This is a genomic window from Rhizobium sp. L9 (genome assembly GCF_002531885.1).
GTDB lineage: Bacteria > Pseudomonadota > Alphaproteobacteria > Rhizobiales > Rhizobiaceae > Rhizobium.
In genome coordinates this window covers 286344-310493 of record NZ_NWSZ01000003.1, presented here as the reverse complement: position 1 = coordinate 310493, position 24150 = coordinate 286344, and the positions used below count along the sequence as shown (strand labels likewise).

The following is a 24150-nucleotide window of genomic DNA, read 5'->3' as shown; positions in this document are numbered from 1 at the left end:
CACGAAGATCGAGCATGAAAGTCGCGCATAGACGCAGCGAACAACGAGTGGTCATGACCACGCAGAACCATAACCGGCAAATCATGTGTTTGGGGATTTATTTCATTTTACATCACCATTTCGCATGACAAGCTAACCAGAAATTCAATACGGCGCTGGAGTACGCCGAAAAGGGAGAGAGAAAAATGAGGAAGCTGTTTCTGGCCGCCGCTGCGGCAATTGTTATGGGCACCAGCGCCTATGCCGACACGATCAAGGTCGGCGTCATCGGGCCGTTCTCCGGTCCCTTCGCGCTCCAGGGCAAGAACTTCAAGGCCGGCATCGAAGCCTATATGGCTGTCAACGGCAACAAGGTCGGCAGCGACGCGGTCGAGATCGTCTACCGCGACGTGCCGCAGGCCGACCCGGCCCAATCCAAGGCGCTGGCGCAGGAACTGATCGTCAAGGAAAAGGTCCAGTATCTCGCCGGCTTCTATTTCACCCCCGACGCCATGGCAGTGACGCCAATTCTGAAGCAGGGCAACGTGCCGATGATTATCATGAACGCCGCCACTTCGGCGATCGTGACCAAGAGCCCGCTCGTGGTGCGCACCTCCTTTACGACGTGGCAAACCTCGACGCCGATTGCCAAGGTCGCTTTCGACGCAGGCGTCAAGAAGGTGATCTCGGTCGTCAGCGATTACGGCCCCGGCATCGACGCCGAGAATGCCTTCAAGGCCGGCTTCGAAAAGGCCGGCGGCCAAGTGGTCGAGGCCATCCGCATGCCGCTTGCCACCAACGATTTCAGCCCGATCATGCAGCGCATCAAGGATTCCGGCGCCGAGGGCGTCTTCGCCTTCTTGCCGTCGGGCCCGACGACGCTCGGCTTCGTCAAGGCCTATAACGAGAATGGCTTGAAGGCCGCCGGAATCAAGTTCTTCGCGCCGGGGGATCTGACGCAGGAATCCGATCTGCCGGCGCTCGGCGACGCCGCACTCGGCATCCAGACGACCTTCCACTATGCCGTGTCGCACGACTCGCCAGAGAACAAGGCTTTTGTCGAGGCTGCCGCCAAGGCGATCGGCAACAAGGCTGAACTCTCCTTCCCGGCCGTCAGCGCCTATGACGGCATGTATGTCATCTACAAGATGATCGAGGCGACGGGTGGCAAGCAGGATGCAGAGAAGGCCGTCGACGCGGTCAAGGGCCTTGCCTGGGTGAGCCCGCGCGGCCCGGTCTCGATCGATCCGGAAAGCCGGCACATCACCCAGAACATCTATCTGCGCGAAGTCGTCAAGGCCGATGATGGGACCTACATCAACAAGGAGATCCAGACGTTCGAGAAGCAGGGCGATCCGGGCCTCGCGGCGGCCAAGTAAGATTGCGGCATCCGGACCGGCGGCGGGCTCGCGCATCGCGCCCGCCGCATCGAAGTAAGGTATTTTCATGCAGACAGTCTTCAGCATCGCCGTCGACGCCTTTGCCTATGGCATGGCGCTCTTCGTGATCTCGATCGGCCTTTCCGTGACCATGGGGCTGATGCGTGTCGTCAACCTGGCGCATGGCGCCTTCGCCATGATCGGAGGCTACATCGCCTCCTATGCCGCCCGTGACCTCGGTCTTAGTTATGCTGTCGCAGTCGTCGCGGCCGTCGTCGTCACGATCATCATCGCAATTCCGCTCGAGCGTTTTCTCTACCGCCGGATCTATGGCGCCCCTGAACTGACCCAGGTGCTGATGACAATCGGCATCACTTTCTGCGTCATCGGCATCGCGAACTACGTGATGGGACCGACGCTGAAGACGATACCGCTTGCCGGCGCCTTGCAGGGATCGGCCGATCTCGGATTCCGCACCATTCCCGTGCACCGGCTTTTCGTCATCTTCTGCGGTCTCGCCGTTGCGCTCGCCCTGTGGTTCGCGATCGAGCGAACGAGCTTCGGGGTCAAGCTGCGCGCCTCCGTCGACGATGCGGCGATGGCTGCCGCACTCGGCGTGCGCACCGAGATCATCTATGCGGTGAGCTTTGCCGTTGCCGTCGGGCTTGCCGCCTTCGGCGGCGTGGTCGGCGCCGAACTCCTGCCGGTCGAACCTTACTACGCGCTGCGCTATATGGTGACCTTCCTCGTCGTCGTCTCCGTCGGCGGCGCCGGCTCCATTCCGGGCGCGCTGATTGCCTGCCTGCTGCTTGGCGCCATCGATACGACGGGACGCTATCTGATGCCGGAATTCGGGGAATTCTTCTTCTATCTCGCCGTGATCGCCATCATCTGCGTCTTCCCGCGCGGCCTTGCCGGAAGGATGAAATAGGATGACGCTCGTCATGAACAACGAAACCGAACGCCTCCGGCATCGGCGCGCAGTGAATGCCGATCTTCTCGGAATAGCGGTGATCACAGCCATCGCCGCGATCGGCTATTTCGCCTTTCCCGACAATCTGGCGCTTCTGACGCGGATGATCACGATCGCCCTGCTCGTCCTGTCGCTCGATCTCGTGACCGGTTATTGCGGCGTCGCAACGCTCGGCCATGCCGCGCTGTTCGGCTCCGGCGCCTATGCCGCCGGGATCCTGTCGGCGCATTACGGCATTAACGATCCGCTGCTGATGATACTTGCCGGCATAACAGGGGGCGCGGTTGCCGGGCTGCTCTGCGGCGCGATCATCCTGCGCGCGCATGGGCTGCCGCAGCTCGTGCTGTCGATTGCGCTCGTCCACCTCTTCCATGAATTTGCCAACAAGGCCTCCGCCTGGACGGGAGGCAGCGACGGGCTTTCCGGCATCGCGCCGGATCCGATATTCGGCATTTTCGAATTCGATCTCTACGGCCACACCGCCTTCTTCTTCGGAATGACGCTGCTCGTCATCGTCTTCGTGCTGCTGCGATTGCTGGTTCGCTCACCCTTCGGCATGCTCTGCCGCGGTATCCGGCAAGACCCGCTGCGCATCCGCGCCATGGGCGGCTCGCCGAAGGCCGCTCTCATCAAGATGTACGTGATCTCAGGCGCCGTTGCCGGCGTCGGCGGCGCGGTGAATGCGATCTCGACCCAGGTCGTCGGGCTCGACAGCCTGTCGTTCACGCAATCGGCCGAAGCGCTTGTCATGCTCGTGCTCGGCGGCACCGGCTCCCTCTTCGGCGCGCTCTCCGGCACCGTCATCTTCATGCTCTTCGAAGATTATGTCTCGGCGGCCAATCCCTTTCACTGGCTGACCATGGTCGGCGCCCTGCTGATCGCCGTCGTGCTGTTTGCGCCGAAAGGCCTCTACGGAACGGCCGCCGCCTTCATCGGCCGCCGGAAGGAGACGCGCGCATGAGCCCGGTCTTCGAAGTAACCAATCTCAGGAAAGCCTTCGGCGGCCTTGCCGTCACCAATGATGTCTCGCTGGCAATGGCGCCCGGCGACCGCATCGCGCTGATCGGCCCGAACGGCGCCGGCAAGACCACATTCGTCAACCTCGTCACCGGCAATCTCTCCCCCGATTCCGGCGAGGTTCGCCTCGGCGGCGAGGCGGTGACGAAGGTGGATGCGATCGGCAGGGTCAAACGCGGCCTCGTCCGATCCTTTCAGGTGACGCGGCTTTTTCAGGATATGACGCCCGCCGAACATGTGGGGCTCGCCGTCCTTCAGCGTGACGGAAAGACCCGCAAGATGTTCGGGAATTTCCTCGCCATGCCCGACGTCATGGGGGAGGTCGACGATCTCCTGGGTAAACTCGGGCTGGCCTCGCTGATGCATCGCAGAGTCAGCGAGATCGCCTATGGCCAGCAGCGGCTCCTCGAAATCGCCGTGGCGCTGGCGCTGAGGCCGAAGGTGCTGCTGCTCGACGAGCCTGCGGCCGGCGTGCCGCAAAGCGATACCGGCCGCATCGAACAGGCGCTGGCCGACCTTCCCGCCGATCTCGCCGTCCTGATGATCGAACACGACATGGACCTCGTCTTCCGTTTTGCCAAGCGCGTCATCGTGCTGGCGGCCGGCGCGATCATCTTCGACGGCCTGCCGGCCGATGTCACCAAGGATGCCCGCGTGCGCGAGGCCTATCTCGGGAGCTATGCCAATGCCAGCCCTGTCGCTTGAGGTTGAAAACCTGTCGGCCGGATACGGGCCGACGCGGGTGCTCGAAGGCATCTCCTTCACCGTGCCGGCGGGCGCCCGTCTTGCCGTGCTCGGCCGTAACGGTATGGGTAAGACCACGCTGCTGGCAACGCTTGCCGGCCAGACCAGGCGGTATCGAGGCCGGATCCACCTCGGTGGTTCGGATGTCACCGCAGCACCGAGCGCAATGCGCGCCCATAGGGGCCTCGGCTATGTGCCTCAGACGCGCTGCGTCTTTCCGACGCTGACGGTCGAAGAGAACCTTTTCGTCGGTCTGAAGGCGCGGCCGAAGACGGCGCTGGAGGAAGCCTATGCCATGTTCCCGCGCCTGAAGGAGCGCCGCCGAAACCTCGGCAACCAGCTCTCCGGCGGCGAGCAGCAGATGCTTTCAACAGCCCGCAGCATTCTCGGACGCCCGTCCGTGCTGTTGGTCGACGAACCGTTGGAGGGCTTGGCCCCCGTGATCTGCGAGGAACTGATGGCGGCCTTCACAGAACTCGCCAAATCAGGCGACATGACGATCCTTCTGGTCGAACAACGCATTCAGAGCGCGCTCGATTTCGCCGATCGGGTCATCATTCTCGAACGCGGGAGGGTGGCCTGGACCGGTACGCCGTCGGACTTGTCGAAGGATCACGAAGCAGTAGAAAGCTTGCTCGGAGTGGGCGGCCTGCATTGAAGCAATCAATGCAGTATATCGTCGGGATCACGTCATCATCGGCTCGCAGACGTCGAAGCCGACGCCTCTACTTGGATATTTGAGCTGCAGAAAAATTGCGCCTGTTGGATTTGACAGCTGAATTGATCTGACGCTCCGTCAATTTCGTTGCCAAGCACCCGATACGGTTGCATATTCAAACAATACTTCAGACGGGAGGTGGAAATGGCAAACCACAAGCCGATCGCAGGTGACGTATACCAGCCTATTTTCGATGTCGACAAGCCGATTGACGGCAACATTCTGGACAGCACCAGTTACATGGATGCCGACGGAGATCTTGTGCGTCTCAACTTCGTGAACGGGCAGCGAATTCCGCAACCGCCCAATCCGGATGGACCGGCCACGACGACGATCGAGGGAAAGTACGGCACGCTGACCGTCTATTCCAACGGCTATTACACCTATGAACTCGATCCCTCCAATGCGGTGGTATCAGCGCTCGGCCCGGGAGATCAACTCCTCGACCAGTTCAGTTTCAAGATTTCGGACGGTAGAGGCGCTACCGACTTCGGCTTGCTCAATATCGCTGTCGACCTGCCGGAGCGCGGCGACATCTTCGTCAATTTCGAGGATGTCGGCAAACACGATTTCCCCACAGGCTACAAGGGCTTCGATTGGGGCGCCTGGCACGATGGCGATGATGCAACGATACAAAAGGAAGCTGATGGCAATCACTATCTCTCGGGCGGCGTATTCTGGACGCCCATCCAGGCCGCAGATGGCGGCACCTTTCAGATCGAGCAATTCAGCGTAGCAAACGGTACATCAGACTATGACAACGTTCTGACGATCGAAGGCAGGCTGAACGGCGATACCGTGTTCTTGGTCACGGTCAACGTGACCGCCGACAGCATTCATGACCCGCAAGTGATTGATCTCAGCGCCTATGGGCTGATCGACTATCTCATACTCGACACCGAACCCGTCATCACCGAAACGAGCGGGCCTGATTATTATGGCGCGCAATACGACAATTTTTACTTTGTCGTTTGAGAATGGGGGAGGCGTCGTGCCCGAAGGCTTTCCCAGCTTAGCGAGCGGCTTTTCTGGTAGCGATTTCTTGCGATAGCTGATCGACCTCCACCCTGCTAGCCTTCGATCGTGCGGAGGAGCACGATCATACTCGGATGGAGGAAATGATGCAGTCAGTCGGGGTTAAGTTAGCGGCGGTGATGTTCTCACTGGCCGTATGGGCTGCTATTATCGCTGCCGCATCCCATCTCTACGCGATGAAAATGCCGCTATTGCAGTTAGCGCTCTACAGATAACTGTTCTCGGCGTAGCGTAATCCTGAGGCTGAACTGTTTTGTCCGCTTGCCGCAGCGTTTGGAGCTGGAAATGTGCTACCGCGCCCGCGTGAATGCCGCTCAATATCGAGCCGCAAGGATCACAAATTCTTTGACAAAGAGATGGTAGCGGAGGAGGGATTTGAACCCCCGACACAAGGATTATGATTCCTCTGCTCTGACCTACTGAGCTACTCCGCCACTGGTCAAACGATACCTGCTCGCGAAGCGCTGCGGGCTCGTGGGATGAGCGGCTTATAAGGTGCGCTTCGGCTCTGTGTCAAGCGCAGGATGGAGAAAAACGCTGAGCTTTGCCGCCCGTCGTTTCCGATGGGTTTCAGGCGGCGACGGGGCCGGCCAGCAGAGCCTTCAGCGAGGCTTCGGCCGAAGGTTCGCGTTCGGAGCGTTCGATAAAACCGCCACCGAAGACGCGGGCGTCGTCACCGGGCGCCGAATAAAGCGCGCAGGCTTGCCCCGGCGCGATGCCCGCCTCGCCGACGGTCAGGTCGACATAGGTGCCTGTCGCATCGACATGCAGTATGGCAGGCGCCGGTGCCCGCGTCGAGCGGACCTTGGCGTAGCAGGCAAAGCCATCACCGGAAGCAGCCTGCGCGAGCGTCTCGTCGCCCAGCCAGTTGACGTCGCGCAAATAGACGCGGTGCGTCTCCAGCGCCTCCTTCGGCCCGACGATGACGCGGCGCGAACGGGCGTCGAGATAGACGACGTAGAGCGGCTCGCCGGTGGCGATGCCGATGCCGCGGCGCTGGCCGATGGTGAAATGCAGGATGCCTTCATGGGTTCCGAGCACGCGGCCGTCGAGATGGACGATTTCGCCGGCGAGCGCCGCATTCGGCTTCAGTTTGGTGATGATGTCGGAATATTTGCCCTGCGGCACGAAGCAGATGTCCTGGCTGTCGGCCTTTTTGGCAACGGCGAGGCCCATTTCTTCGGCAAGCCGGCGGGTCTCGGCCTTCGGCAGGCCGCCTAAGGGAAAGCGGAGATAGTCGATCTGCTCCTGCGTCGTGGCGAAGAGGAAATAGCTCTGGTCGCGGTCGGCATCGGCCGGACGGAATAGCGCGCGACGGCCGGGATGTTCAGACGAGGGGTTTGGTCGCGAACGGATATAGTGACCGGTCGCCAGCGCGTCGGCGCCGAGCTCCTTCGCCGTTGCCAGAAGGTCGGCAAACTTGACGGTCTGGTTGCAGGAAACACAAGGGATCGGTGTTTCGCCCGCCACGTAGCTTTCGGCGAAAGGGTTGATCACCGTCTCGCGAAAGCGCTTCTCGTAATCCAGCACATAATGCGGAATGCCGAGCGTTTCGCAGACACGGCGGGCGTCGTCGATATCCTGGCCGGCGCAGCAGGAGCCGGCACGGTGAACAGCGGCGCCGTGATCGTAGAGCTGCAGCGTGATGCCAAGCACATCGTAACCCTGCTGTTTGAGAAGGCCGGCCACGACGGAGGAATCGACGCCGCCCGACATGGCGACGACAACGCGGGTCTCTTCCGGCTTCTTATCAAAATCCAGTGTGTTCAACGGTGGTGCCAAATTCTGCGCGCTCATAACCCGCCCTTGCGCTGCAATTGCGGCGGATTGCTGATCTCAGGCGGGATCGGCCGCCTTTCTGGGTAAGCGACCGATATAGAAAGGATTGCAGCAGGACGCAAGGGGAGCCGATCGTTTCGCAATCGCGTCACAAAGGAAGGCGCGGCCGAAGTCACGCCTTGAAGCGGGGGGCGGCTCAGGTGCCGATCAGCTTGTTGCAGGCGAATGCGATGCCTGGATTGGCGATGACAACAGACACGATCGCCAGTCCGATTATCGAGAATGAATAGCGTTTCACATCATCCTCCATTTCAGCCCATATGAATTAACTCAAAATAACGAATGCTTGAGCATCAACTAGCTCAAGTCGAGATCGCCGGACAATTAATTATCACCCTATGGAACTATTCCGTCGATCACGCGTTGCAAGTAATCAATGTTGCAATCGAATGCTACGGAGGGTTTGATGGCCAGGTTCGGCACGACGACAGATTACAGCAGGATCAGAGATTGGATCGAGGCGCGCGGCGGTCATCCCGCCCGGATCAAGGATGCGAGGGATAGCGAAACTGTTCGCGTCGATTTCTCGACGGACTCACAGGAGGAGATCTCCTGGGACGAGTTCTTCCAGGGTTTTGACGGAAGCAGACTCGCCTTCCTTCACCGCACGAAGGCCGAGGACGACAGAGCCCGCTTCGGCAAGATGGTCCGCCGCAAACGCCGGCACCACTGAAAATCATCATTCCCCAACGTAGAAAACCCGGCGCCGTTTCCGGCACCGGGTTTTCCATGTTTTCCTTGGGAGGAGGAAACCAGAGCAGGTCGCGCCGCGACGCGCTTTAGTCGATGTTGAAGGTCAGCAGCTTCGCCTGGCGGATCGCCTGGTGGGCCGTCAGCTGTGCGAGCACGCCATCATCCACCTCGCCGTCGACATAGAGCAGCGCAATGGCGTCGCCACCCTGCTTGTCGCGGCCGAGCTGGAAGTTGGCGATGTTGACGCCGGCAGTGCCGAGCGTCGTACCGATGAAGCCGATCATGCCGGGGACGTCGGTATTGGTGATGTAGATCATATGCGAGCCGACATCGGCATCGAGATTGATGCCCTTGATCTGGATGAAGCGCGGCTTGCCATCCGAAAACACCGTGCCGGCGACCGAACGGGTCATGCTTTCGGTGGTCACCGTCAGCTTGATGTAACCGTCGAAGACGCCCGTCTTGTCGCGCTTGACCTCGGAAAGCACGATGCCCTTTTCCTTGATCATGATCGGCGCCGAAACCATGTTGACGTCGGCGACCTGCGGGCGGATGAGGCCGGCAAGCACCGCGCTCGTCAGCGCCCGCGTGTTCATGTTGGCGGTGACGCCGTCATAGAGGATTTCGATTTCCTTGATCGGCTCTTCGGTGACCTGGCCGACGAAGGCGCCGAGAACATCGGCGAGACGGATGAAGGGCTTCAGGATCGGCGCCTCTTCCGCGGTAATCGACGGCATGTTGATGGCATTGGAGACGGCACCGTTGACGAGGTAATCCGACATCTGTTCGGCGACCTGCAGGGCGACGTTTTCCTGCGCTTCGGTCGTCGAAGCGCCGAGATGCGGCGTGCAGACGACGTTCGGCAGGCCGAAGAGCGGGCTTTCCTTGGCGGGCTCGACCTCGAAGACGTCGAAGGCAGCGCCGGCGACGTGGCCTGATTTGATGGCTTCGGCAAGGGCTGCCTCATCGACCAGGCCGCCGCGGGCGCAGTTGATGATGCGCACGCCGGGCTTGGTCTTGGCCAGCGCTTCCTTGTTGAGGATGCCGCGTGTCTTGTCGGTCATCGGCACATGCAGCGTGATGAAATCGGCGCGGGCGAAAAGCTCGTCCAGCTCGACCTTGGTGACGCCCATCTCCTCGGCGCGCTCCTTGGAAAGGAACGGGTCGTAGGCGACGACATGCATCTTCAAGCCGATGGCGCGGGAGCAGACGATCGAGCCGATATTGCCGGCGCCGATGACGCCGAGCGTCTTGCCGGTGATTTCGACGCCCATGAATTTCGACTTTTCCCACTTGCCGGCCTGCGTCGAGGTATCGGCCGCAGGCAGCTGGCGGGCGACGGCGAACATCAGCGCGATTGCGTGTTCGGCCGTGGTGATGGAATTGCCGAAGGGCGTGTTCATGACGATGATGCCGCGGCGCGAGGCGGCCGGGATATCGACATTGTCGACGCCGATGCCGGCGCGGCCGACGACCTTGAGATTCGTCGCCCCTGCGATGATCTTTTCCGTCACTTTGGTGGCGGAGCGGATGGCAAGGCCGTCATATTTGCCGATGACTTCGAGCAGACGATCTTTGTCTTTACCGAGCTGCGGCTCGAAATCGACTTCGACGCCACGGTCGCGGAAGATCTGGACAGCGGTTTCCGACAATTCGTCGGATACGAGAACGCGAGGTGCCATTGTGGCCTCCTTCAAAAGTGTTCAGCGATGATTGAAATCAGGGGCTCCGCCCAGTGGCGGAGCCGGATGCGATCACGTCAGGCAGCGGCCTGAGCGAGCTGCGCCTTCTGCGTTTCGAAAGCCCAGGAAAGCCAAGGCATCAGCTTCTGCATGTCGGATGCTTCGATCGTGGCGCCGGCCCAGATGCGCAGGCCGGATGGCGCGTCGCGGTAATGGCCGATGTCATAAGCGACACCTTCTTTTTCCAGGAGGCCGACGAGGCCCTTGGCGAAATTCGCCTGGCCGTCGTCGTCGAGCGCGGTGATGTCCTTGTCGACGATCTTCAGGCAGACGGAGGTGTTGGAGGCCGTTTCCGCCTTGACGGCGAGATTGGCGATCCAGTCGTTCGCCGCGACGAAATCGTGAATGACCTTGGCATTGGCATCGGCACGAGCAATCAGCGTCTGGAGACCGCCGACCTCCTTGGCCCAGAGCAGCGCATCGATATAGTCCTCGACGCAGAGCATCGACGGCGTGTTGATCGTCTCGCCCTGGAAGATGCCTTCCGTCAGCTTGCCGCCCGAGGTCATGCGGAAAATCTTCGGCAGCGGCCAGGCCGGCGTGTAGGTGATGAGACGCTCGACGGCCCGCGGCGAGAGAATGATGACGCCATGGGCGCCCTCACCGCCCAGCACCTTCTGCCAGGAGAAGGTGACGACATCGAGCTTGGCGAAATCAAGCTCCTGGGCAAAAGCGGCCGAGGTGGCGTCGCAGATCGTCAGACCCTTGCGGTCGGCAGGAATGAAATCGGCATTCGGCACGCGCACGCCCGAGGTCGTGCCGTTCCAGGTGAAGACGACGTCGCGGTCGAAATCGACGGCGGATAGATCGGGAAGCTCGCCGTAGCCCGCTTCGAGCTTGCGCACATCCTTGAGCTTCAGCTGTTTGACCACATCGGTGACCCAGCCGGCGCCGAAGCTTTCCCAGGCGAGCATGTCGACGCCGCGTTCGCCGAGCAGCGACCAGAGCGCCATTTCGACGGCGCCGGTGTCGGAAGCCGGCACGATGCCGATGCGGTAATCCGCAGGCACTTCGAGAATTTCACGGGTAAGGTCGATGGCCTGCTTGAGCTTGGCCTTGCCGACCTTCGCGCGGTGCGAACGGCCGAGGGCCGCGTCGGAAAGGGCTTCGAGCGACCAACCGGGGCGCTTCGAGCAGGGGCCAGAAGAAAAATGGGTATTGTGCGGACGGATGTCCGGCTTTGCGGTCTTCGCCATGATGCTATCCTCTCAGATAGAAAGCCCTTCGTTGGGGAAGGGTGTCCCGCCGCCGTGTGTATGGATCGGAAGCGTCATAGTCAAGATCGAAGTGTCGCAAGCTGTAGATATTTTGACGCAGGCAGGGTGGCGAAAAAATGAAAAAGCCGCCCGGCGCGAGGGCGGCTTTCTGATGCGATGGTTGATCGGCCTACTTGTAGACCGGCTGCTGCAGCGGGATTGCCGGCGGCTCGTAGGCGACCGGCTGAGCGCAGCCACCGAAGAGGTAGCGGGCGCCCACGCGGGCTTCATGGGCGTTGAGGCCCCTGTCGCGGCCCGGGCCGCCATTATCGGCGTAGCCGAACATATTGCCGCCGTCGATATGCAGATAGCGGTAACCGACGTCGGCCTTGATGTTGCAGGTCACGTCGATCGAGGCGCCGGCCATAAGCGCGTAGGTGAAGCGCCAGTTGCCCTTGCCGCCATGGGTCACCTCATCGTCGCAGAAGCTACCGTCGTCGGCGCAGGCGACGTTGCGCAGGTTTTTCCACTTGACGTAAGAACCGCCGATACCGGCGCCGACATAGGGCGTCACATAGCCGTAGGTGCCGAGATCAACATAGGCGTTGGCCAGTAGCGTATAGGCGGTCAGCGAAGAGCGGTCGCTCGAGGTGCAATCCACCAGCGGGAAGCCGCACTGCCCGGATGTCGAGCCCTTGAAATCCGCCTGGGTGAGATAGTCGAAAGTCAGATCGGTGCGCAGATAGCTGTTGATCTGGTAACCGACACCGCCACCAACCGTCCATGCGTCATCGAGATCGGCGTCGTCGAAATCGACCTCCGTGGCGTTGCTGCCTTGGAAATAGCGCGCGCCGCGGAGATCTGTGAAGGCGTAACCGACATCGCCGCGCAGATACCAGCCGGTCGCTTCGCTGACGGTCACCTCCGGCGGCTGCTCCGGAATGGGCTCGGCAGGGGCGAGATCCGCAGAATAGGCATTTGTCGCTATCAAGAATGCGGCGAAGATGCCGGATAAGCTTCTTTTCATGGATTTCACTCCAAAATCCCGTTGCGTCGGCAAGCTCCGTCGCTGCCAATCTGATACGCTTTGCATGGATAATGAATGGGAAACGTTAAAAGCTGCTTAACCACGCTTGTTTACTTTGATTTCAAGCATCTCGGCCGCATGAAACAGAAGATCGACCGCGTCGTGAAATGATTTGCGCAGAGATACATGCCACCCGCGTACGCAACAAAAAAAGCCGGCGCTCGCGCACCGGCTTTTTGATTGTCTGTTCTTGCAGGGTCAGGCAGCGGTCCGGACATTGGAGATCGTGCCGATCAGCTCGTTGACGATACGCTCGATCTGGGCGCGGTCGTCGCCCTCGGCCATGACGCGGATCAGCGGCTCGGTGCCGGAAGGCCGGATGACGAGGCGGCCGTTTCTGGCGAGCTCGGCTTCGGCATCGGCGATCGCCTTCTGCACCTGAATATCCTCCAGCGGCTTGCCACCGCTGATGCGGACATTGCGCAGGAGCTGCGGCACCGGCTCGAAGCGGCGGCAGACCTCACTGACAGTGCGGCCGGTGCGCTTGACCGCGGCAAGGATCTGCAGCGCCGCGACCAGACCGTCCCCCGTCGTCCCGTAATCCGAAAGCACGATATGGCCCGATTGCTCGCCGCCGACATTGTAATTGTGCTGGCGCATATGCTCGACAACGTAGCGATCGCCGACCTTCGTGCGGGCAAGCGCCATGCCGCGTTCGTCGAGGAAACGCTCGAGGCCGAGATTGGACATGACGGTGGCGACGATGCCGTTACCGCGCAGTTGCTGGCTCTCGGCCCAGCTCTCGGCGATGACGGCCATCAGCTGGTCGCCGTCGACGATCGAACCGTTCTCATCGATAATGATGACGCGGTCCGCGTCGCCGTCGAGCGCGATGCCGATATCGGCGCGAACCTCGTCGACCTTCTTCTGCAATGCGACGGGGCTGGTGGAACCGCAATTGAGATTGATATTGGTGCCGTTCGGTTCGTTGCCGATGGTGACGACATCGGCGCCGAGTTCCCAGAGCACGGCGGGCGCCACCTTGTAGGCAGCACCATTGGCGCAATCGATCGCCACCCTCAGTCCCTGCAGCGTCACGTCGCGCGGCAGCGTGCGCTTAGCATGTTCGATATAACGGTCATGCACGCCGTCGACGCGCTTGGCCCGGCCGATATCGTCGGATTTGGCAAGCTGCGCGTTCAGGTCCTTTTCGAGCAGGTCCTCGATCTCGGCCTCGATGTCGTCCGACAGCTTGTAACCGTCGGGACCAAACAGCTTGATGCCGTTATCTTCATAAGGATTGTGCGAAGCAGAGATCATTACGCCGATATCGCAGCGCAGCGAACGCGTCAGCATGGCGACGGCAGGCGTCGGGATCGGGCCGAGAATGAAGGCGTCGAGGCCCGCAGCCGTAAAGCCTGCCACCATCGCATTCTCAAGCATATAGCCGGAAAGGCGCGTATCCTTACCGATGACGACGCGATGACGGTGGTTGCCCCGGCGGAAGATCGTGCCGGCGGCGATGCCGACCCGCATGGCAAGATCCGGCGTCATCGGGAAGACGTTGGATTGACCGCGAATACCGTCCGTACCGAAATAGCGTCTTTTCATCTGCACTCCTGCGCTTTGGCGCGCCATTCAAGGCAGCGCATCGTTCCAAGCAAATCCGGCTTCAATGGATTGTCGTCAGTCCAGGAGCGTGATTCATGCTTGCTTCTCTTCAGCGGAATGCCACAAATTGTGGCAATCGGCACGTAAATTAGCGAGAAAAATGATTATATCCCGTTACCAATGAAAAAGGCCGGATCTCCCATCGCGGAAATCCGGCCTTTTTCGAGATCGTGTCGCAGCTCAATGCGGCTGCGGTTCAAGGCCGCCTTCGGGCTCATCGCCCTTGGTGGCTGGCCGCACCCCAGCCTTCGGAACGGCCGATCCGCGGCTCGGCGGCGAATCGTCGCCGAGGTCGCGGGAGGGCTTCTCGCCCCGGATCAGCGCCTTGATCTCATCGCCGGTCAGCGTCTCGTACTCAAGCAGGCCTTCAGCAAGCGCGACGAACTCATCGTGCTTTTCCGTTAGGATCGTGCGGGCCTGATCGTAGGCTTCGTCGATCAGGCGGCGCACTTCATTGTCGATCTTCTGCGCGGTCGCTTCCGAAACATTCTTCGACTGCGAAACCGAGTGACCGAGGAAGACTTCCTGCTGGTTCTCGCCATAGGCGACCTGCCCGAGCTGGTCGGAGAAGCCCCACTGCGTGACCATGGCGCGGGCAAGCTTGGTCGCCTGCTCGATGTCGGAGGAGGCGCCCGATGTGATGTTCTCCTTGCCGAAGGTGAGCTCCTCGGCGACGCGCCCGCCCATCATGATGCAGAGGCGCGAGACCATCCATTTGTAGCTCATCGAGTAGCGATCGCCCTCGGGAAGCTGCATGACCATGCCGAGCGCACGGCCGCGCGGAATGATCGTCGCCTTGTGCAGCGGGTCGGCAACGGCGACGTTCAGCGCGGTGATGGCGTGTCCGGCCTCGTGATAGGCGGTGAGCTTCTTTTCCGCTTCAGTCATTGCCGAGGAACGGCGCTCGGCGCCCATCATGATCTTGTCCTTGGCGTCCTCGAACTCCTGCATGGTGACGACGCGCTTGTTGCGACGGGCAGCCATCAGGGCGGCTTCGTTGACGAGGTTCATCAGATCGGCGCCGGAGAAACCGGGCGTGCCGCGGGCGAGAACCTTTAGATCGACATTCGGCGCCAGCGGAACGTTGCGGGCATGCACTTTGAGAATGCGCTCACGGCCGACGATATCGGGGTTCGGTACCACGACCTGGCGGTCGAAACGGCCGGGGCGCAGCAGCGCGGGATCGAGAACGTCAGGGCGGTTGGTGGCAGCGATCAGGATCACGCCTTCATTCGCCTCGAAGCCGTCCATTTCGACAAGCAACTGATTCAGCGTCTGCTCGCGTTCATCATTGCCGCCGCCGAGACCGGCGCCGCGATGGCGGCCGACGGCATCGATTTCATCGATGAAGATGATGCAGGGCGCATTCTTCTTCGCCTGCTCGAACATGTCGCGCACACGGCTTGCACCGACGCCGACGAACATCTCGACGAAGTCGGAACCGGAAATGGTGAAGAAGGGCACGTTGGCTTCGCCGGCGACCGAGCGGGCGAGCAGCGTCTTACCGGTGCCAGGAGGGCCGACCAGCAGCACACCGCGCGGGATCTTGCCGCCGAGACGCTGGAACTTCTGCGGATCACGCAGGAATTCGACGATTTCCTCGAGATCCTGCTTGGCCTCGTCGACGCCGGCGACGTCTTCAAAGGTAACGCGGCCATGTGCTTCCGTCAGGAGCTTGGCCTTGGATTTGCCGAAACCCATCGCGCCGCGCGAGCCGCCCTGCATCTGCCGCATGAAAAACAGCCAGACGCCGAGAATGAGAAGCATCGGCAACAACGTGCCGAGATAGCTCAAAAAACCCGAAGAACCATCCGTTTCGGGACGGGCGGACACCAGCACATTCTTCTGCTGCAGGCGATCGAGCAGGCTGTCGTCGATGACAGGCGAATAGGTCTGGAAGGTGGAGCCATTTTCAACATAGCTTCCGGAGACACGGTTGCCCGTGACCACGACTTCCTTCACACGGCCCGCATCAACCTCACGCAGAAACTGCGAATAAGGGATATCGCGGGAGCCCGTCTGCGCCGGCGCCGTCTGAAACATGCTGAAAAGGGCGATCAGCAAAAGCGCGATGATCGCCCACAATGCGAAATTACGTAAGTTAGGGTTCATTGAACTCCCCAGCACTGCAACAGCCGCCTCATGGCGACCGTCTTATTAGGTTCTAACATAGGGTTGCCCCGCGCTATTGCCAAGGCAATCCCCCAAGTCAGATGGTTTTTCCGTCAATACTTCTTAAAGGCAGCCCCGCATAGGGCGCCATCGCGAAAACCGCCGAAAGCCTGTCGGCAAAGATGAAATCAAATCGTGTCAAAAAGCGGTCGAAGGGGGCGAAATAAGGCGTCAGTTCAACCATTGACGCGGATTCTGGAGATAAATAGGCTCCATCTGAGGATAAGGCAGGCGCCGACGCGATTGCGCGTTTCCATGCGGATGTGGGAAGCTCCCTGCCGCGCCCTCCCTCATTCCTGTGCTCGTCACAGGGATCCAGCGCGCCCAAGCCCTTGGACGCAGAAGACTCGTTACGCATCGGTGAGTCATTCACCTCGCCGACGCGCGGTGGCTGGATTCCTGTGACGGGCACAGGAAGGAGGGAGGAGCGCGCGGCCTGAGCTTCCACCCTCATTGTCGTTCCTAACCGGTTTTCAACACGGAACCTGCCATCCCAAACCCCCGTCTCCCCCGACTGCAATATCAGCGGCACCATCCCTCGGTACTCGCGCGCCAGATAAAGCCCGTCGCGCCTCAGATCGAACACCACTCTACCGGCGGTCATCCGTCCCGGCGCGCTGCTGCCGGCGGCGAATGCGAGAATACGTTCCATCTTCACCCTGCCCGGCGCGAATGGCTGCCCGCCGAATACCGCCGTCAGGCGGCCGAGCGTATAGTCGAGGACCGCACGGTCCTGCCGCAACCCGCCAGGCATCACCTGCCCAAGCACGCCGCCGTGAAGCTGGAAATGGCGATCCAGCCATTCGGCGGCTCTAGACGAGAGAGTGAGCCGCTCCGCCCAGGCGGCGCGTATATCCTTCTCCACAGATGTATGAGCCGAAAGTTGCCGGCGCATCCGCACACGCTCGTAATTCGTATCCTCATTGCTCGGATCGTCGATCCACCGCACGCCCCGCGCCCGCAGGAAAAAGCGGATATCCATCCGAGTGGAAAATAGAAGCGGACGCAAAATCCAGAATCGCCGGTCGAAAAGCACGGCATCGGCAATACCGGTCGAAACCTGCTCCGTTCGCATGCCACGCATGGCAAGCGTTTCGCGCTGGTCGTCCAACGTATGGCCGGTGACGATGAGGTTGGCGCCGAGCGCTTCGGCTGCCTCGGCTAGAAGGCTGTAACGGGCCTCGCGTGCCGCGGCCATGATGCCGGTTTTCGGTTTTTCGCCCTGCCATGTGGCGCTCATATGGGGAATGCCGAGGGCTGCACAGAGGGCTGCGACCTCTCGCGCCTCGTCTGCGGAACCGGCACGCAGCGCGTGGTCGACGGTCGCGGCACAAAGGGAAATTTCAAGATGGGGCGCGGCCTTTACGACTTCATCGAGGAGGAGAAGCAGGCCGGTGGAATCGCTGCCGCCAGAGATCGCGACGAGAATGCGCGCAGGACTTCGAAGCGATGCGAGAAACTGGCGGATCGCCTGTCGAGGCGATGCGGCGTCCGGAGACATTCCGGAGACCTCAGCAGGCGAGGCGTTTCTGTTCGCTCGCAACCTTGCTTATGACGGCGCGTGACGCCTTCGGATAACGCTTCGAGACTTCGCGCAGGGTCGCGCAGGCGGTTTCCTTGTTGTCAAGGGCAGCAAGCGACATGCCAAGCTTCAACAGCATTTCCGGCGCCTTTTCCGAGCTGCCGTATTTCTGATGTGCGTTGAGGAAAGTCTTGGCCGCCTCGTTATATTTGCCCTGCGAATAGAGCGCTTCGCCGAGCCAGAAATTGGCGTCCGCCGCGCGTGCGCTGCTCGGGTAACGGGCGATGTACTGATTGAATTCCTGCTCGGCCGTGCCGTAATCGCCCGAGAGCACGTGGCCGTATGCTGACTTATACTGATCCGCCTCGCCGCCGAGCGAGGCCGTCTGCTGCGGCGTGCCGCTGTTGGCAGTGGGAACCGGGCCGGAACCGATGGTGGCTTTTTCATCGACGCTTCCGCCGATCGCATTGCCGTTCTGGTCGAACTCGATCGAGCCGAGCTGCTTCGGCGGCTGGCCGAGGCCGGTATTGGCAGGCACATCGGTGGAGGGAGCCGTTTCGGCCCCCTGCGGTGCTTGAATCACTCTGGCGACGTCGTCGCTGCCGGACGCTGCCGGAGCGGCATCGGTCTCGCTCTTTTTGACCGGAGCCTTGGCGCCGCCACCGCTACCGGTTTTTTCGAGCTGCTGGAAGCGGAATTCATTGTCTTCCTGCTGCTTGCGGATCGTCTCCTGCATCTGCAGAAGCTGAAAGCTCATCTCCTCGATTCGGCCATTCAGCTGCCGCATCTGCTCTTCGAGCTGCTGCACGCGGATTTCCGCGTCTCCGCTCTGCACCTTGACGACGGGCGGCTGCTGTTCCGCGGATCGGCCGCCGAGATGCAGCCCGAAGAACGAGGCCGAATAAGCCGTCCGTTCGCTCCCGGTGATAGCCGCCAGGCACAGCATGCCTGCCACGACAAGTTTCTTCATATGTATCGTCCTGTCCCAGTGATTCTTCGCGCCATGAGGCACGAACAGGAGATTTTTCCAATTGCTGTCAAAAAGCAACGGAGTCTGGCCAAAGTGTGGTCAAAAAGAAAGGCGGCCCGCTGCGGGACCGCCTCTGCGGAAACGAATGATATCCGAAGATTACATGCCGGCGCCGCCGAGCACGGTGACCGCGCGGCGGTTCTGCGACCAGCAGGAAATATCGTCGCAGACGGCGACCGGACGTTCCTTGCCGTAGGAGATCGTCTTCATGCGCTGTGCCGGAACGCCGCGCGAAGCGAGGTAGTCCTTGGTGGCAGCAGCGCGACGGGCGCCGAGTGCGAGGTTGTATTCGCGGGTGCCGCGTTCGTCGGCATGGCCTTCAACGGTGATCTGGTAGTTCGGGTAACGACCGAGCCACTGTGCCTGACGGTCGAGCGTCTGAGCGGCATCGGCGCGGATCGACGTGGAGTCGGTATCGAAGAAGATGCGGTCGCCGACATTGACCGTGAAGTCCTGGGTCGAGCCCGGCGTCGCGGCGCCTGCGCCGAGACCCATGTCGCCGGCGCTGTTCGGCATGCCGCCGTTCTTTTTGTTGGCGCAACCCGCAAGCGCGAGACCGGCGACGAGCGCGATCATGACGGGGTTGCGGGCGAAATTCTGCATGCGGCTCAGTGCCGGGGTATGAATTCGGCTCATGGCCGGTCTCCTTGCGAGTTCATCAGGGTTTCCGGACAGTAACCGCACTCGGTTAACCGCCCCTCAAAGATTATGGTTAACAGTTTACTGATTTGTCCCGTGTCGCCCGGTTTCCACGACTTTGAGGCGACATAAAGGCAGTGATGCACTCGCTACTCCAGCAGCGGCGACCAGGCCGGGTCGGAAGCATAGCTCGGCGTCTTGACCAGCTGCTCGTTGTAACCGGTCAGATCAATCGAATAGAGTTGCGGGCCACCCGCGCCTGCCGCTTGGCGGAAGAACATCAGCACCCGGCCGTTCGGCGCCCAGGTCGGGCCTTCATTGTGGAAGCCGGACGTCAGGATGCGCTCGCCCGAGCCATCTGGCTTCATCACGCCGATGGAGAACTTGCCGCCGGACTGTTTGGTGAAGGCGATGAGATCGCCGCGCGGCGACCAGACCGGCGTCGAATAGGAGCCATCACCGAAGGAAATGCGGGTCTGGCCCGAGCCATCGGCGTTCATCACGTAGATCTGCGGCTTGCCACCTCGGTCGCTTTCGAAGCTGATGCGGGCACCGTCAGGCGAATAGGAGGGCGAGGTGTCGATCGCCGCCGTCGAGGTCAGCCGCGTCGTCGTGCGCGAGCGCAGGTCCATCGTATAGATGTTGGAATTGCCTTCCTGCTGGAGGCTCATGATCACCTTCTGGCCATCAGGCGAAAAACGCGGCGAGAAGGTCATGCCGGGAAAGTTGCCAACGATTTCACGCTGCCCGGTTTCGAGCTGCAGCAGGTAGACGCGCGGCTGCTGGTTGGCGAAGGACATGTAGGTGACTTCCTGCCGGCTCGGCGAGAAGCGCGGCGTCAACACGAGATCGCTGCCGTCGGTCAGCGTCCGCACGTTGAAACCGTCCTGGTCCATGATCGCCAGCTGGCGCTTGCGCTGCTGCTTGGTGCCGGATTCGGAGACGAAGACGACGCGGGTGTCAAAATAACCCTCTTCGCCGGTGATCTGCTTATAGATCGCGTCGGCGATGATATGGGCGACACGGCGCCAGTTCTCCGGCTGGGTGTAGAACTGCTGACCGGTCATCTGCTGGCCGGCGAACGTATCCCAGAGACGGAATTCGGCGCGAAGGCGGCCGTCGGCTTCCTGAGTAACGCGGCCGGTCACCAATGCCTGCGCGTTGATGACCTTCCAATCTTCGAACCGCGGCGCCGCGTCCGGGTTGGAAATCTTCTCAATAAAGGCGCTCTTGTTGATCGGCGCGAAAAGGCCGGAACGCTGAAGGTCCGCAGCGATAACTTGGGAGACCTGTGCGCCCATATCGCCCTGCAGGAAATCGGTCACAGCAATCGGCAATGGCTGGACGTTGCCCTTGTTGATGTTAATCTCGACCAGCGCATTCGCCGGTGTCGCGAACACAGCAATGGTCATGAGACCGGCAGCGACGGCGATCGCCCGGAAGAAAGAACATTTGTTCATGGAGTAAAAGCCTTTCAGCATTTAAATTCCCAGATCACTCGGGTCGAAGTTAACGACGACTTCGCTCCAGGCATCGTATTTGTCTTTTGGAAGGGAGGAGAAAGGTGCCGATTTCATGATGGCGCGATAGGCGCCGCCGGCGAGCGCCCGGCGCGTCGACTCGTTATCACCACCGACTGCCTCGACCTCCGGCTCGCCGACAATATTGCCATCCTGGTCAAGGTTCATGTGGACCTTGATGCGAACGTCGCTCATGCCTTCCATGCCGGGAATGACAGTCCAGTTGCCGGCGATGGCGCTCTTCAGGGCGTCCATCTCGCTCATGGACAGCTTGGAACCGCCATTGCTCTTCTTGGCTCCCAGCGATGCCTCCTGCGTCGAGCGCTTGGCGCCGCCGGCGGAAGGGTCGGTTTTGTTCAGCAAGGCGGAAATCTCATCCGCATTGAAATCGCTTTTCATCGACGAAGCCGATTTCGCCGTTTCCTGCTTCTGGTCCGCCTTCTTCTTCTCGGTCGGCTTGTCAGCGGTCTTCGGCTGATCCTGCGCCTTTTCCGGCGGCTTTTCGGCGGGCTTTTGCGGTTCCGGTGGCTTCACCTGAGGTTTCGCGACAGGGGTAGGCACATTATCAGGCAGCGCCTCGGCATCCGGCTTCGGCGGCTCTTCCGGCTTGGCCTGCTCTTCCGGCGGCTTCTCCTCCGGCTTCGGCGGCGTTACCTCGACCGGTTTCGGCGTCGGAATGGAAGCGACTTCCTTCGGCTGCTCGACCTCGGTCTCTTCCTTGTTGACTTCCTTGACGTCGTTCGGCTTGGGATCGATTGTCGGCAGTGGCTTCTCGCTCGAATTCGCCGCCGCAGCTTCGCTGTTGCTGGGCTTGGCGTTCGGGACCGGCGGCGTCTTCAGATCCGCATTGTTGTCGCCGGCATTTTCCGCAGGCTGCGCGATCGGCGGCCGTGTCGTCGGTACCGGGGCGGACGTCTCCTTCTTCGGAGCCTTCTTGTCGCCCTGCTGCATCTGGGTGATGGATTCCACCGGCACGAGATCGACCGGCATCGCCTCGAAATCCTCGACCTTGAAGGATTCTGGCGCACTCAGCGACACCATCGCCCAGGTGAGCACCAGGCAATGCAGAACAGCAGATGTGACGACGCTAGTCTTCATCTTGAACGCTATTGGTCCTTCTTCTGCTGCGTCACGAGGCCGATATTCTTGAAACCGGCCCCCTGGATGCGAGCCATCACGTCGGCGATGACACCATAAGGCGCCGTCGCGTCGCCGCGCACGAAGATGCGTTCATTGTAGCCGGTGGTAGCGATCGCCTCGAGCTTGGCGGCGATCTCGGCGGCCGGGATGGGAGTTTCCTGCAGGTAGACTTCGCCGGAGTTCTTGACCGAGATCGTGATCGGCTGCGTCTCGGAATTCAACGCCTTAGCCTGCGTTTCCGGCAGGTCGATCGGCACGCCGACGGTCATCATCGGCGCCGCGACCATGAAGATGATCAAAAGCACGAGCATGACGTCGACGAGCGGCGTCACGTTGATTTCGGAGATCACGGCCTTGTTCCGACCGCCGCGACGGCGGCGTCCGCCGCCTCCGCCGCCATTGCCTCCAACAGCCATACCCATGTGAGAATACTCCGTTGGTTACTGAGCGGCAGCGCGCGGCTGCAGCTTCTCGTCGATCTGGCGCGAAAGGATGGCGGAGAATTCGTCCGCGAAACCCTCCATGCGCGCCGAGAGCTTCCCGGCATCGGCAGAGAACTTGTTGTAGGCGATGACGGCCGGAATAGCGGCGACGAGGCCGATCGCGGTGGCGAGCAATGCTTCAGCGATACCGGGTGCGACCACCGCGAGGTTCGTCGATTTCGAGCCGGCGATCGCCTGGAACGAGGTCATGATGCCGACGACCGTGCCGAAGAGGCCGATGAACGGGCCGGCTGAACCGATGGTGGCGAGTGATCCCAAACGGGCGCCGAGATATTCGGTTTCACGGGCGAGCGTCACGTCCATGGCGCGGTCGATACGCATCTGCAGGCCGATCGGCGAGCGGGCGCCGCGTTCGAAGGATTTCTTCCATTCGCGCATGGCTGCGACGAAGATCGACGCCAGGCCGGTGTTGTTGCGTTCGGACAGCGAACGATAGAGTTCTTCCAGCGACTGGCCCGACCAGAAAACCTGCTCGAACTTGTCGAACTGGCGCCTTGCGCGGCCATAGGCCAGATACTTGTCGATGACGATCGCCCACGTCCAGACCGAGGCCGCGATGAGCCCGAGCATGACGAGCTTGACGACGATGCCGGCCTGCATGAAAAGCGACCAGAGGCTGACGTCCGTCGTGGCTGCTGCCAATCCTACTTGTTCCATTGATCCAAAATCCCCGAATCCAAACGCCCGGCGCTGGACCGGGCGGCACAAAATGATCTCGCAAGAAGTGTCCGGCGACCGCCGCCCAAAGCCCTGGTCAAGCTTCCAAGCTCTTCTTCCGCCTTCTTGCCGTCAAATTTGGTCAAAGGAAGGCGTGCACCGCACAAACTCCGACTTTCCCAGTAAGACACTATTATGGTTAATAGATCGTTAGTGCCGGACTATGACAGCAAGCCTGTGTTCGGAAGGTTTTGTTCCATGGATTACTTGCCCGGAGCATGGTCCGGCTGCCGAAAGAGCGCTCATCCTGCGGCGCGGGAATTCCTTCACATAAAGTTCAAGTTTTGACAAGGCCGATTCGGAACTACAGCGGCCGGCTGCCTTCCAGGAACCTTGCCGCCAGCGTTTCCGGCAGCCGCCGCGGCCGCCCCTTGGCGTTGATGACGGCGATGATCACCTTGGCTGCAATCAGCAGAGTTTCGCCTGACCGGATCTGCTGGTTGAGCACCATCTTGGCGCCTCCGGCCTTTTCAGTATGCGTCAGGATCGTCAGCACGTCATCCATGCGCGCGGGGCTCTTGAAGTCGATCTCCATGCGGTGGACGACGAAGACGAGGCCTTCTTCATCGGCGCTGACGAGCTCGCGCTGCTCGACGCCGAGGCAGCGCAGATAATCGGTGCGGCCGCGCTCGAGGAAATGCAGGTAGCGGGCGTGATAGACGAGGCCGGAGAAATCCGTATCTTCATAATAGACCCGCTGAACGAGGCGATGTCCGGCCTCCGTCAGCTCTCCCGAGATGGAAAAAGGGCGTTCGGTCATAATTTTCTCCAAAGTGAGGTGCCCTCTTTGGCGCAACGCTTGGCGGCAGGCAAGCATTGAATGCCGGGCCGTCCGGCATGGAATGCGCCGCCGGCAGGCATTGAATGATTGTCATAATTCCTAACTATTCCCGA

At 61.0% G+C, this 24150-nt stretch carries 21 protein-coding genes and 1 tRNA gene; 7 read left to right on the top strand and 15 right to left on the bottom strand.

What is annotated here, in order from left to right; genetic code table 11:
- The first annotated feature begins 185 nt into the window (after positions 1-185).
- From CO660_RS03365 to CO660_RS03340, 6 genes are all read left to right on the top strand, one after another.
- Positions 186-1358, top strand: a complete 1173-nt coding sequence (locus CO660_RS03365; RefSeq protein WP_097597359.1) for an ABC transporter substrate-binding protein — start codon at positions 186-188, stop codon at positions 1356-1358.
- A 67-nt stretch (positions 1359-1425) separates the two neighbouring features.
- Positions 1426-2289: a branched-chain amino acid ABC transporter permease gene (locus CO660_RS03360; protein WP_097597358.1), complete on the top strand. Its 864-nt coding sequence runs from the start codon at positions 1426-1428 to the stop codon at positions 2287-2289.
- A gap of 1 nt (position 2290) precedes the next feature.
- The gene (locus tag CO660_RS03355) at positions 2291-3292 is read left to right on the top strand and encodes a branched-chain amino acid ABC transporter permease (RefSeq protein WP_097597355.1); all 1002 of its coding nucleotides are present in this window, start codon (positions 2291-2293) and stop codon (positions 3290-3292) included.
- Positions 3289-4053 (top strand): ABC transporter ATP-binding protein, encoded by a 765-nt coding sequence (locus CO660_RS03350; RefSeq protein ID WP_097597353.1) that lies wholly within the window; start codon positions 3289-3291, stop codon positions 4051-4053. The genes CO660_RS03355 and CO660_RS03350 overlap by 4 nt, the downstream gene beginning before the upstream one ends.
- Entirely contained in the window at positions 4034-4750 is a 717-nt protein-coding gene (locus tag CO660_RS03345) for an ABC transporter ATP-binding protein (protein WP_097597350.1), read from the top strand. Before CO660_RS03350 ends, CO660_RS03345 begins: the two co-directional genes overlap by 20 nt.
- A 204-nt stretch (positions 4751-4954) precedes the next feature.
- Positions 4955-5785: a VCBS domain-containing protein gene (locus tag CO660_RS03340; protein WP_097597348.1), complete on the top strand. Its 831-nt coding sequence runs from the start codon at positions 4955-4957 to the stop codon at positions 5783-5785.
- Between the two features lie 417 nt (positions 5786-6202).
- On the opposite strand, the gene CO660_RS03335 is transcribed toward CO660_RS03340, so the two are convergent.
- Both CO660_RS03335 and mnmA read right to left on the bottom strand, forming a co-directional pair.
- A tRNA-Met gene (locus tag CO660_RS03335) sits at positions 6203-6279 on the bottom strand.
- 136 nt (positions 6280-6415) lie between these two features.
- Positions 6416-7615, bottom strand: coding sequence for a tRNA 2-thiouridine(34) synthase MnmA (mnmA, locus tag CO660_RS03330; protein WP_097597346.1), 1200 nt, complete (start codon positions 7613-7615; stop codon positions 6416-6418).
- A 475-nt stretch (positions 7616-8090) separates the two neighbouring features.
- Here mnmA and CO660_RS03325 point away from each other — a divergent pair, with 475 nt between their 5' ends.
- A complete protein-coding gene (locus CO660_RS03325) occupies positions 8091-8357 on the top strand; it encodes a hypothetical protein (protein WP_097597345.1) in 267 nt (88 codons plus the stop codon).
- Positions 8358-8463: 106 nt separating this feature from the next.
- Here CO660_RS03325 and serA read toward each other — a convergent pair whose 3' ends face one another.
- The 13 genes from serA to ybgC form a co-directional block, all read right to left on the bottom strand.
- Entirely contained in the window at positions 8464-10059 is a 1596-nt protein-coding gene (serA, locus tag CO660_RS03320; protein WP_097597343.1) for a phosphoglycerate dehydrogenase, read from the bottom strand.
- 77 nt (positions 10060-10136) lie between these two features.
- Positions 10137-11315 (bottom strand): phosphoserine transaminase, encoded by a 1179-nt coding sequence (locus CO660_RS03315; protein WP_097597341.1) that lies wholly within the window; start codon positions 11313-11315, stop codon positions 10137-10139.
- A 190-nt stretch (positions 11316-11505) separates the two neighbouring features.
- Positions 11506-12342 (bottom strand): outer membrane protein, encoded by an 837-nt coding sequence (locus CO660_RS03310; protein ID WP_085779315.1) that lies wholly within the window; start codon positions 12340-12342, stop codon positions 11506-11508.
- A 258-nt stretch (positions 12343-12600) separates the two neighbouring features.
- Positions 12601-13953 carry a phosphoglucosamine mutase gene (gene glmM / locus CO660_RS03305; RefSeq protein WP_011426682.1) on the bottom strand — a complete coding sequence of 451 codons (1353 nt, stop codon included), beginning with the start codon at positions 13951-13953 and terminating at the stop codon, positions 12601-12603.
- A gap of 240 nt (positions 13954-14193) precedes the next feature.
- A complete protein-coding gene (ftsH, locus tag CO660_RS03300; protein ID WP_085779317.1) occupies positions 14194-16125 on the bottom strand; it encodes an ATP-dependent zinc metalloprotease FtsH in 1932 nt (643 codons plus the stop codon).
- Positions 16126-16222: 97 nt separating this feature from the next.
- Complete coding sequence (gene tilS, locus CO660_RS03295) at positions 16223-17686, bottom strand: tRNA lysidine(34) synthetase TilS (RefSeq protein ID WP_097597338.1); 1464 nt, start codon at positions 17684-17686, stop codon at positions 16223-16225.
- A gap of 10 nt (positions 17687-17696) precedes the next feature.
- The gene (gene ybgF, locus CO660_RS03290) at positions 17697-18677 is read right to left on the bottom strand and encodes a tol-pal system protein YbgF (protein ID WP_097597463.1); all 981 of its coding nucleotides are present in this window, start codon (positions 18675-18677) and stop codon (positions 17697-17699) included.
- A 159-nt stretch (positions 18678-18836) separates the two neighbouring features.
- Positions 18837-19373: a peptidoglycan-associated lipoprotein Pal gene (pal, locus tag CO660_RS03285; RefSeq protein ID WP_064804779.1), complete on the bottom strand. Its 537-nt coding sequence runs from the start codon at positions 19371-19373 to the stop codon at positions 18837-18839.
- A gap of 152 nt (positions 19374-19525) precedes the next feature.
- Complete coding sequence (tolB, locus tag CO660_RS03280) at positions 19526-20836, bottom strand: Tol-Pal system beta propeller repeat protein TolB (RefSeq protein WP_097597461.1); 1311 nt, start codon at positions 20834-20836, stop codon at positions 19526-19528.
- Positions 20837-20857: 21 nt separating this feature from the next.
- Positions 20858-21994: a hypothetical protein gene (locus CO660_RS03275; protein WP_097597336.1), complete on the bottom strand. Its 1137-nt coding sequence runs from the start codon at positions 21992-21994 to the stop codon at positions 20858-20860.
- Between the two features lie 8 nt (positions 21995-22002).
- Entirely contained in the window at positions 22003-22458 is a 456-nt protein-coding gene (gene tolR, locus CO660_RS03270) for a protein TolR (protein WP_008536277.1), read from the bottom strand.
- 18 nt (positions 22459-22476) lie between these two features.
- Positions 22477-23196 (bottom strand): protein TolQ, encoded by a 720-nt coding sequence (gene tolQ, locus CO660_RS03265; RefSeq protein WP_004671617.1) that lies wholly within the window; start codon positions 23194-23196, stop codon positions 22477-22479.
- A 364-nt stretch (positions 23197-23560) separates the two neighbouring features.
- The gene (gene ybgC, locus CO660_RS03260) at positions 23561-24016 is read right to left on the bottom strand and encodes a tol-pal system-associated acyl-CoA thioesterase (protein ID WP_097597334.1); all 456 of its coding nucleotides are present in this window, start codon (positions 24014-24016) and stop codon (positions 23561-23563) included.
- Positions 24017-24150: the final 134 nt, after the last annotated feature.

Bases quoted from the DNA above. Each gene is read 5' to 3' on its own strand.
- CO660_RS03365 (WP_097597359.1), top strand. From the start codon at position 186: ATGAGGAAGCTGTTTCTGGCCGCCGCTGCGGCAATTGTTATGGGCACC.
- CO660_RS03360 (WP_097597358.1), top strand. From the start codon at position 1,426: ATGCAGACAGTCTTCAGCATCGCCGTCGACGCCTTTGCCTATGGCATG.
- CO660_RS03355 (WP_097597355.1), top strand. From the start codon at position 2,291: ATGACGCTCGTCATGAACAACGAAACCGAACGCCTCCGGCATCGGCGC.
- CO660_RS03350 (WP_097597353.1), top strand. From the start codon at position 3,289: ATGAGCCCGGTCTTCGAAGTAACCAATCTCAGGAAAGCCTTCGGCGGC.
- CO660_RS03345 (WP_097597350.1), top strand. From the start codon at position 4,034: ATGCCAGCCCTGTCGCTTGAGGTTGAAAACCTGTCGGCCGGATACGGG.
- CO660_RS03340 (WP_097597348.1), top strand. From the start codon at position 4,955: ATGGCAAACCACAAGCCGATCGCAGGTGACGTATACCAGCCTATTTTC.
- CO660_RS03325 (WP_097597345.1), top strand. From the start codon at position 8,091: ATGGCCAGGTTCGGCACGACGACAGATTACAGCAGGATCAGAGATTGG.
- serA (WP_097597343.1), bottom strand. From the start codon at position 10,059: ATGGCACCTCGCGTTCTCGTATCCGACGAATTGTCGGAAACCGCTGTC.
- CO660_RS03315 (WP_097597341.1), bottom strand. From the start codon at position 11,315: ATGGCGAAGACCGCAAAGCCGGACATCCGTCCGCACAATACCCATTTT.
- CO660_RS03310 (WP_085779315.1), bottom strand. From the start codon at position 12,342: ATGAAAAGAAGCTTATCCGGCATCTTCGCCGCATTCTTGATAGCGACA.
- glmM (WP_011426682.1), bottom strand. From the start codon at position 13,953: ATGAAAAGACGCTATTTCGGTACGGACGGTATTCGCGGTCAATCCAAC.
- ftsH (WP_085779317.1), bottom strand. From the start codon at position 16,125: ATGAACCCTAACTTACGTAATTTCGCATTGTGGGCGATCATCGCGCTT.
- tilS (WP_097597338.1), bottom strand. From the start codon at position 17,686: ATGTCTCCGGACGCCGCATCGCCTCGACAGGCGATCCGCCAGTTTCTC.
- ybgF (WP_097597463.1), bottom strand. From the start codon at position 18,677: ATGAAGAAACTTGTCGTGGCAGGCATGCTGTGCCTGGCGGCTATCACC.
- pal (WP_064804779.1), bottom strand. From the start codon at position 19,373: ATGAGCCGAATTCATACCCCGGCACTGAGCCGCATGCAGAATTTCGCC.
- tolB (WP_097597461.1), bottom strand. From the start codon at position 20,836: ATGAACAAATGTTCTTTCTTCCGGGCGATCGCCGTCGCTGCCGGTCTC.
- CO660_RS03275 (WP_097597336.1), bottom strand. From the start codon at position 21,994: ATGAAGACTAGCGTCGTCACATCTGCTGTTCTGCATTGCCTGGTGCTC.
- tolR (WP_008536277.1), bottom strand. From the start codon at position 22,458: ATGGGTATGGCTGTTGGAGGCAATGGCGGCGGAGGCGGCGGACGCCGC.
- tolQ (WP_004671617.1), bottom strand. From the start codon at position 23,196: ATGGAACAAGTAGGATTGGCAGCAGCCACGACGGACGTCAGCCTCTGG.
- ybgC (WP_097597334.1), bottom strand. From the start codon at position 24,016: ATGACCGAACGCCCTTTTTCCATCTCGGGAGAGCTGACGGAGGCCGGA.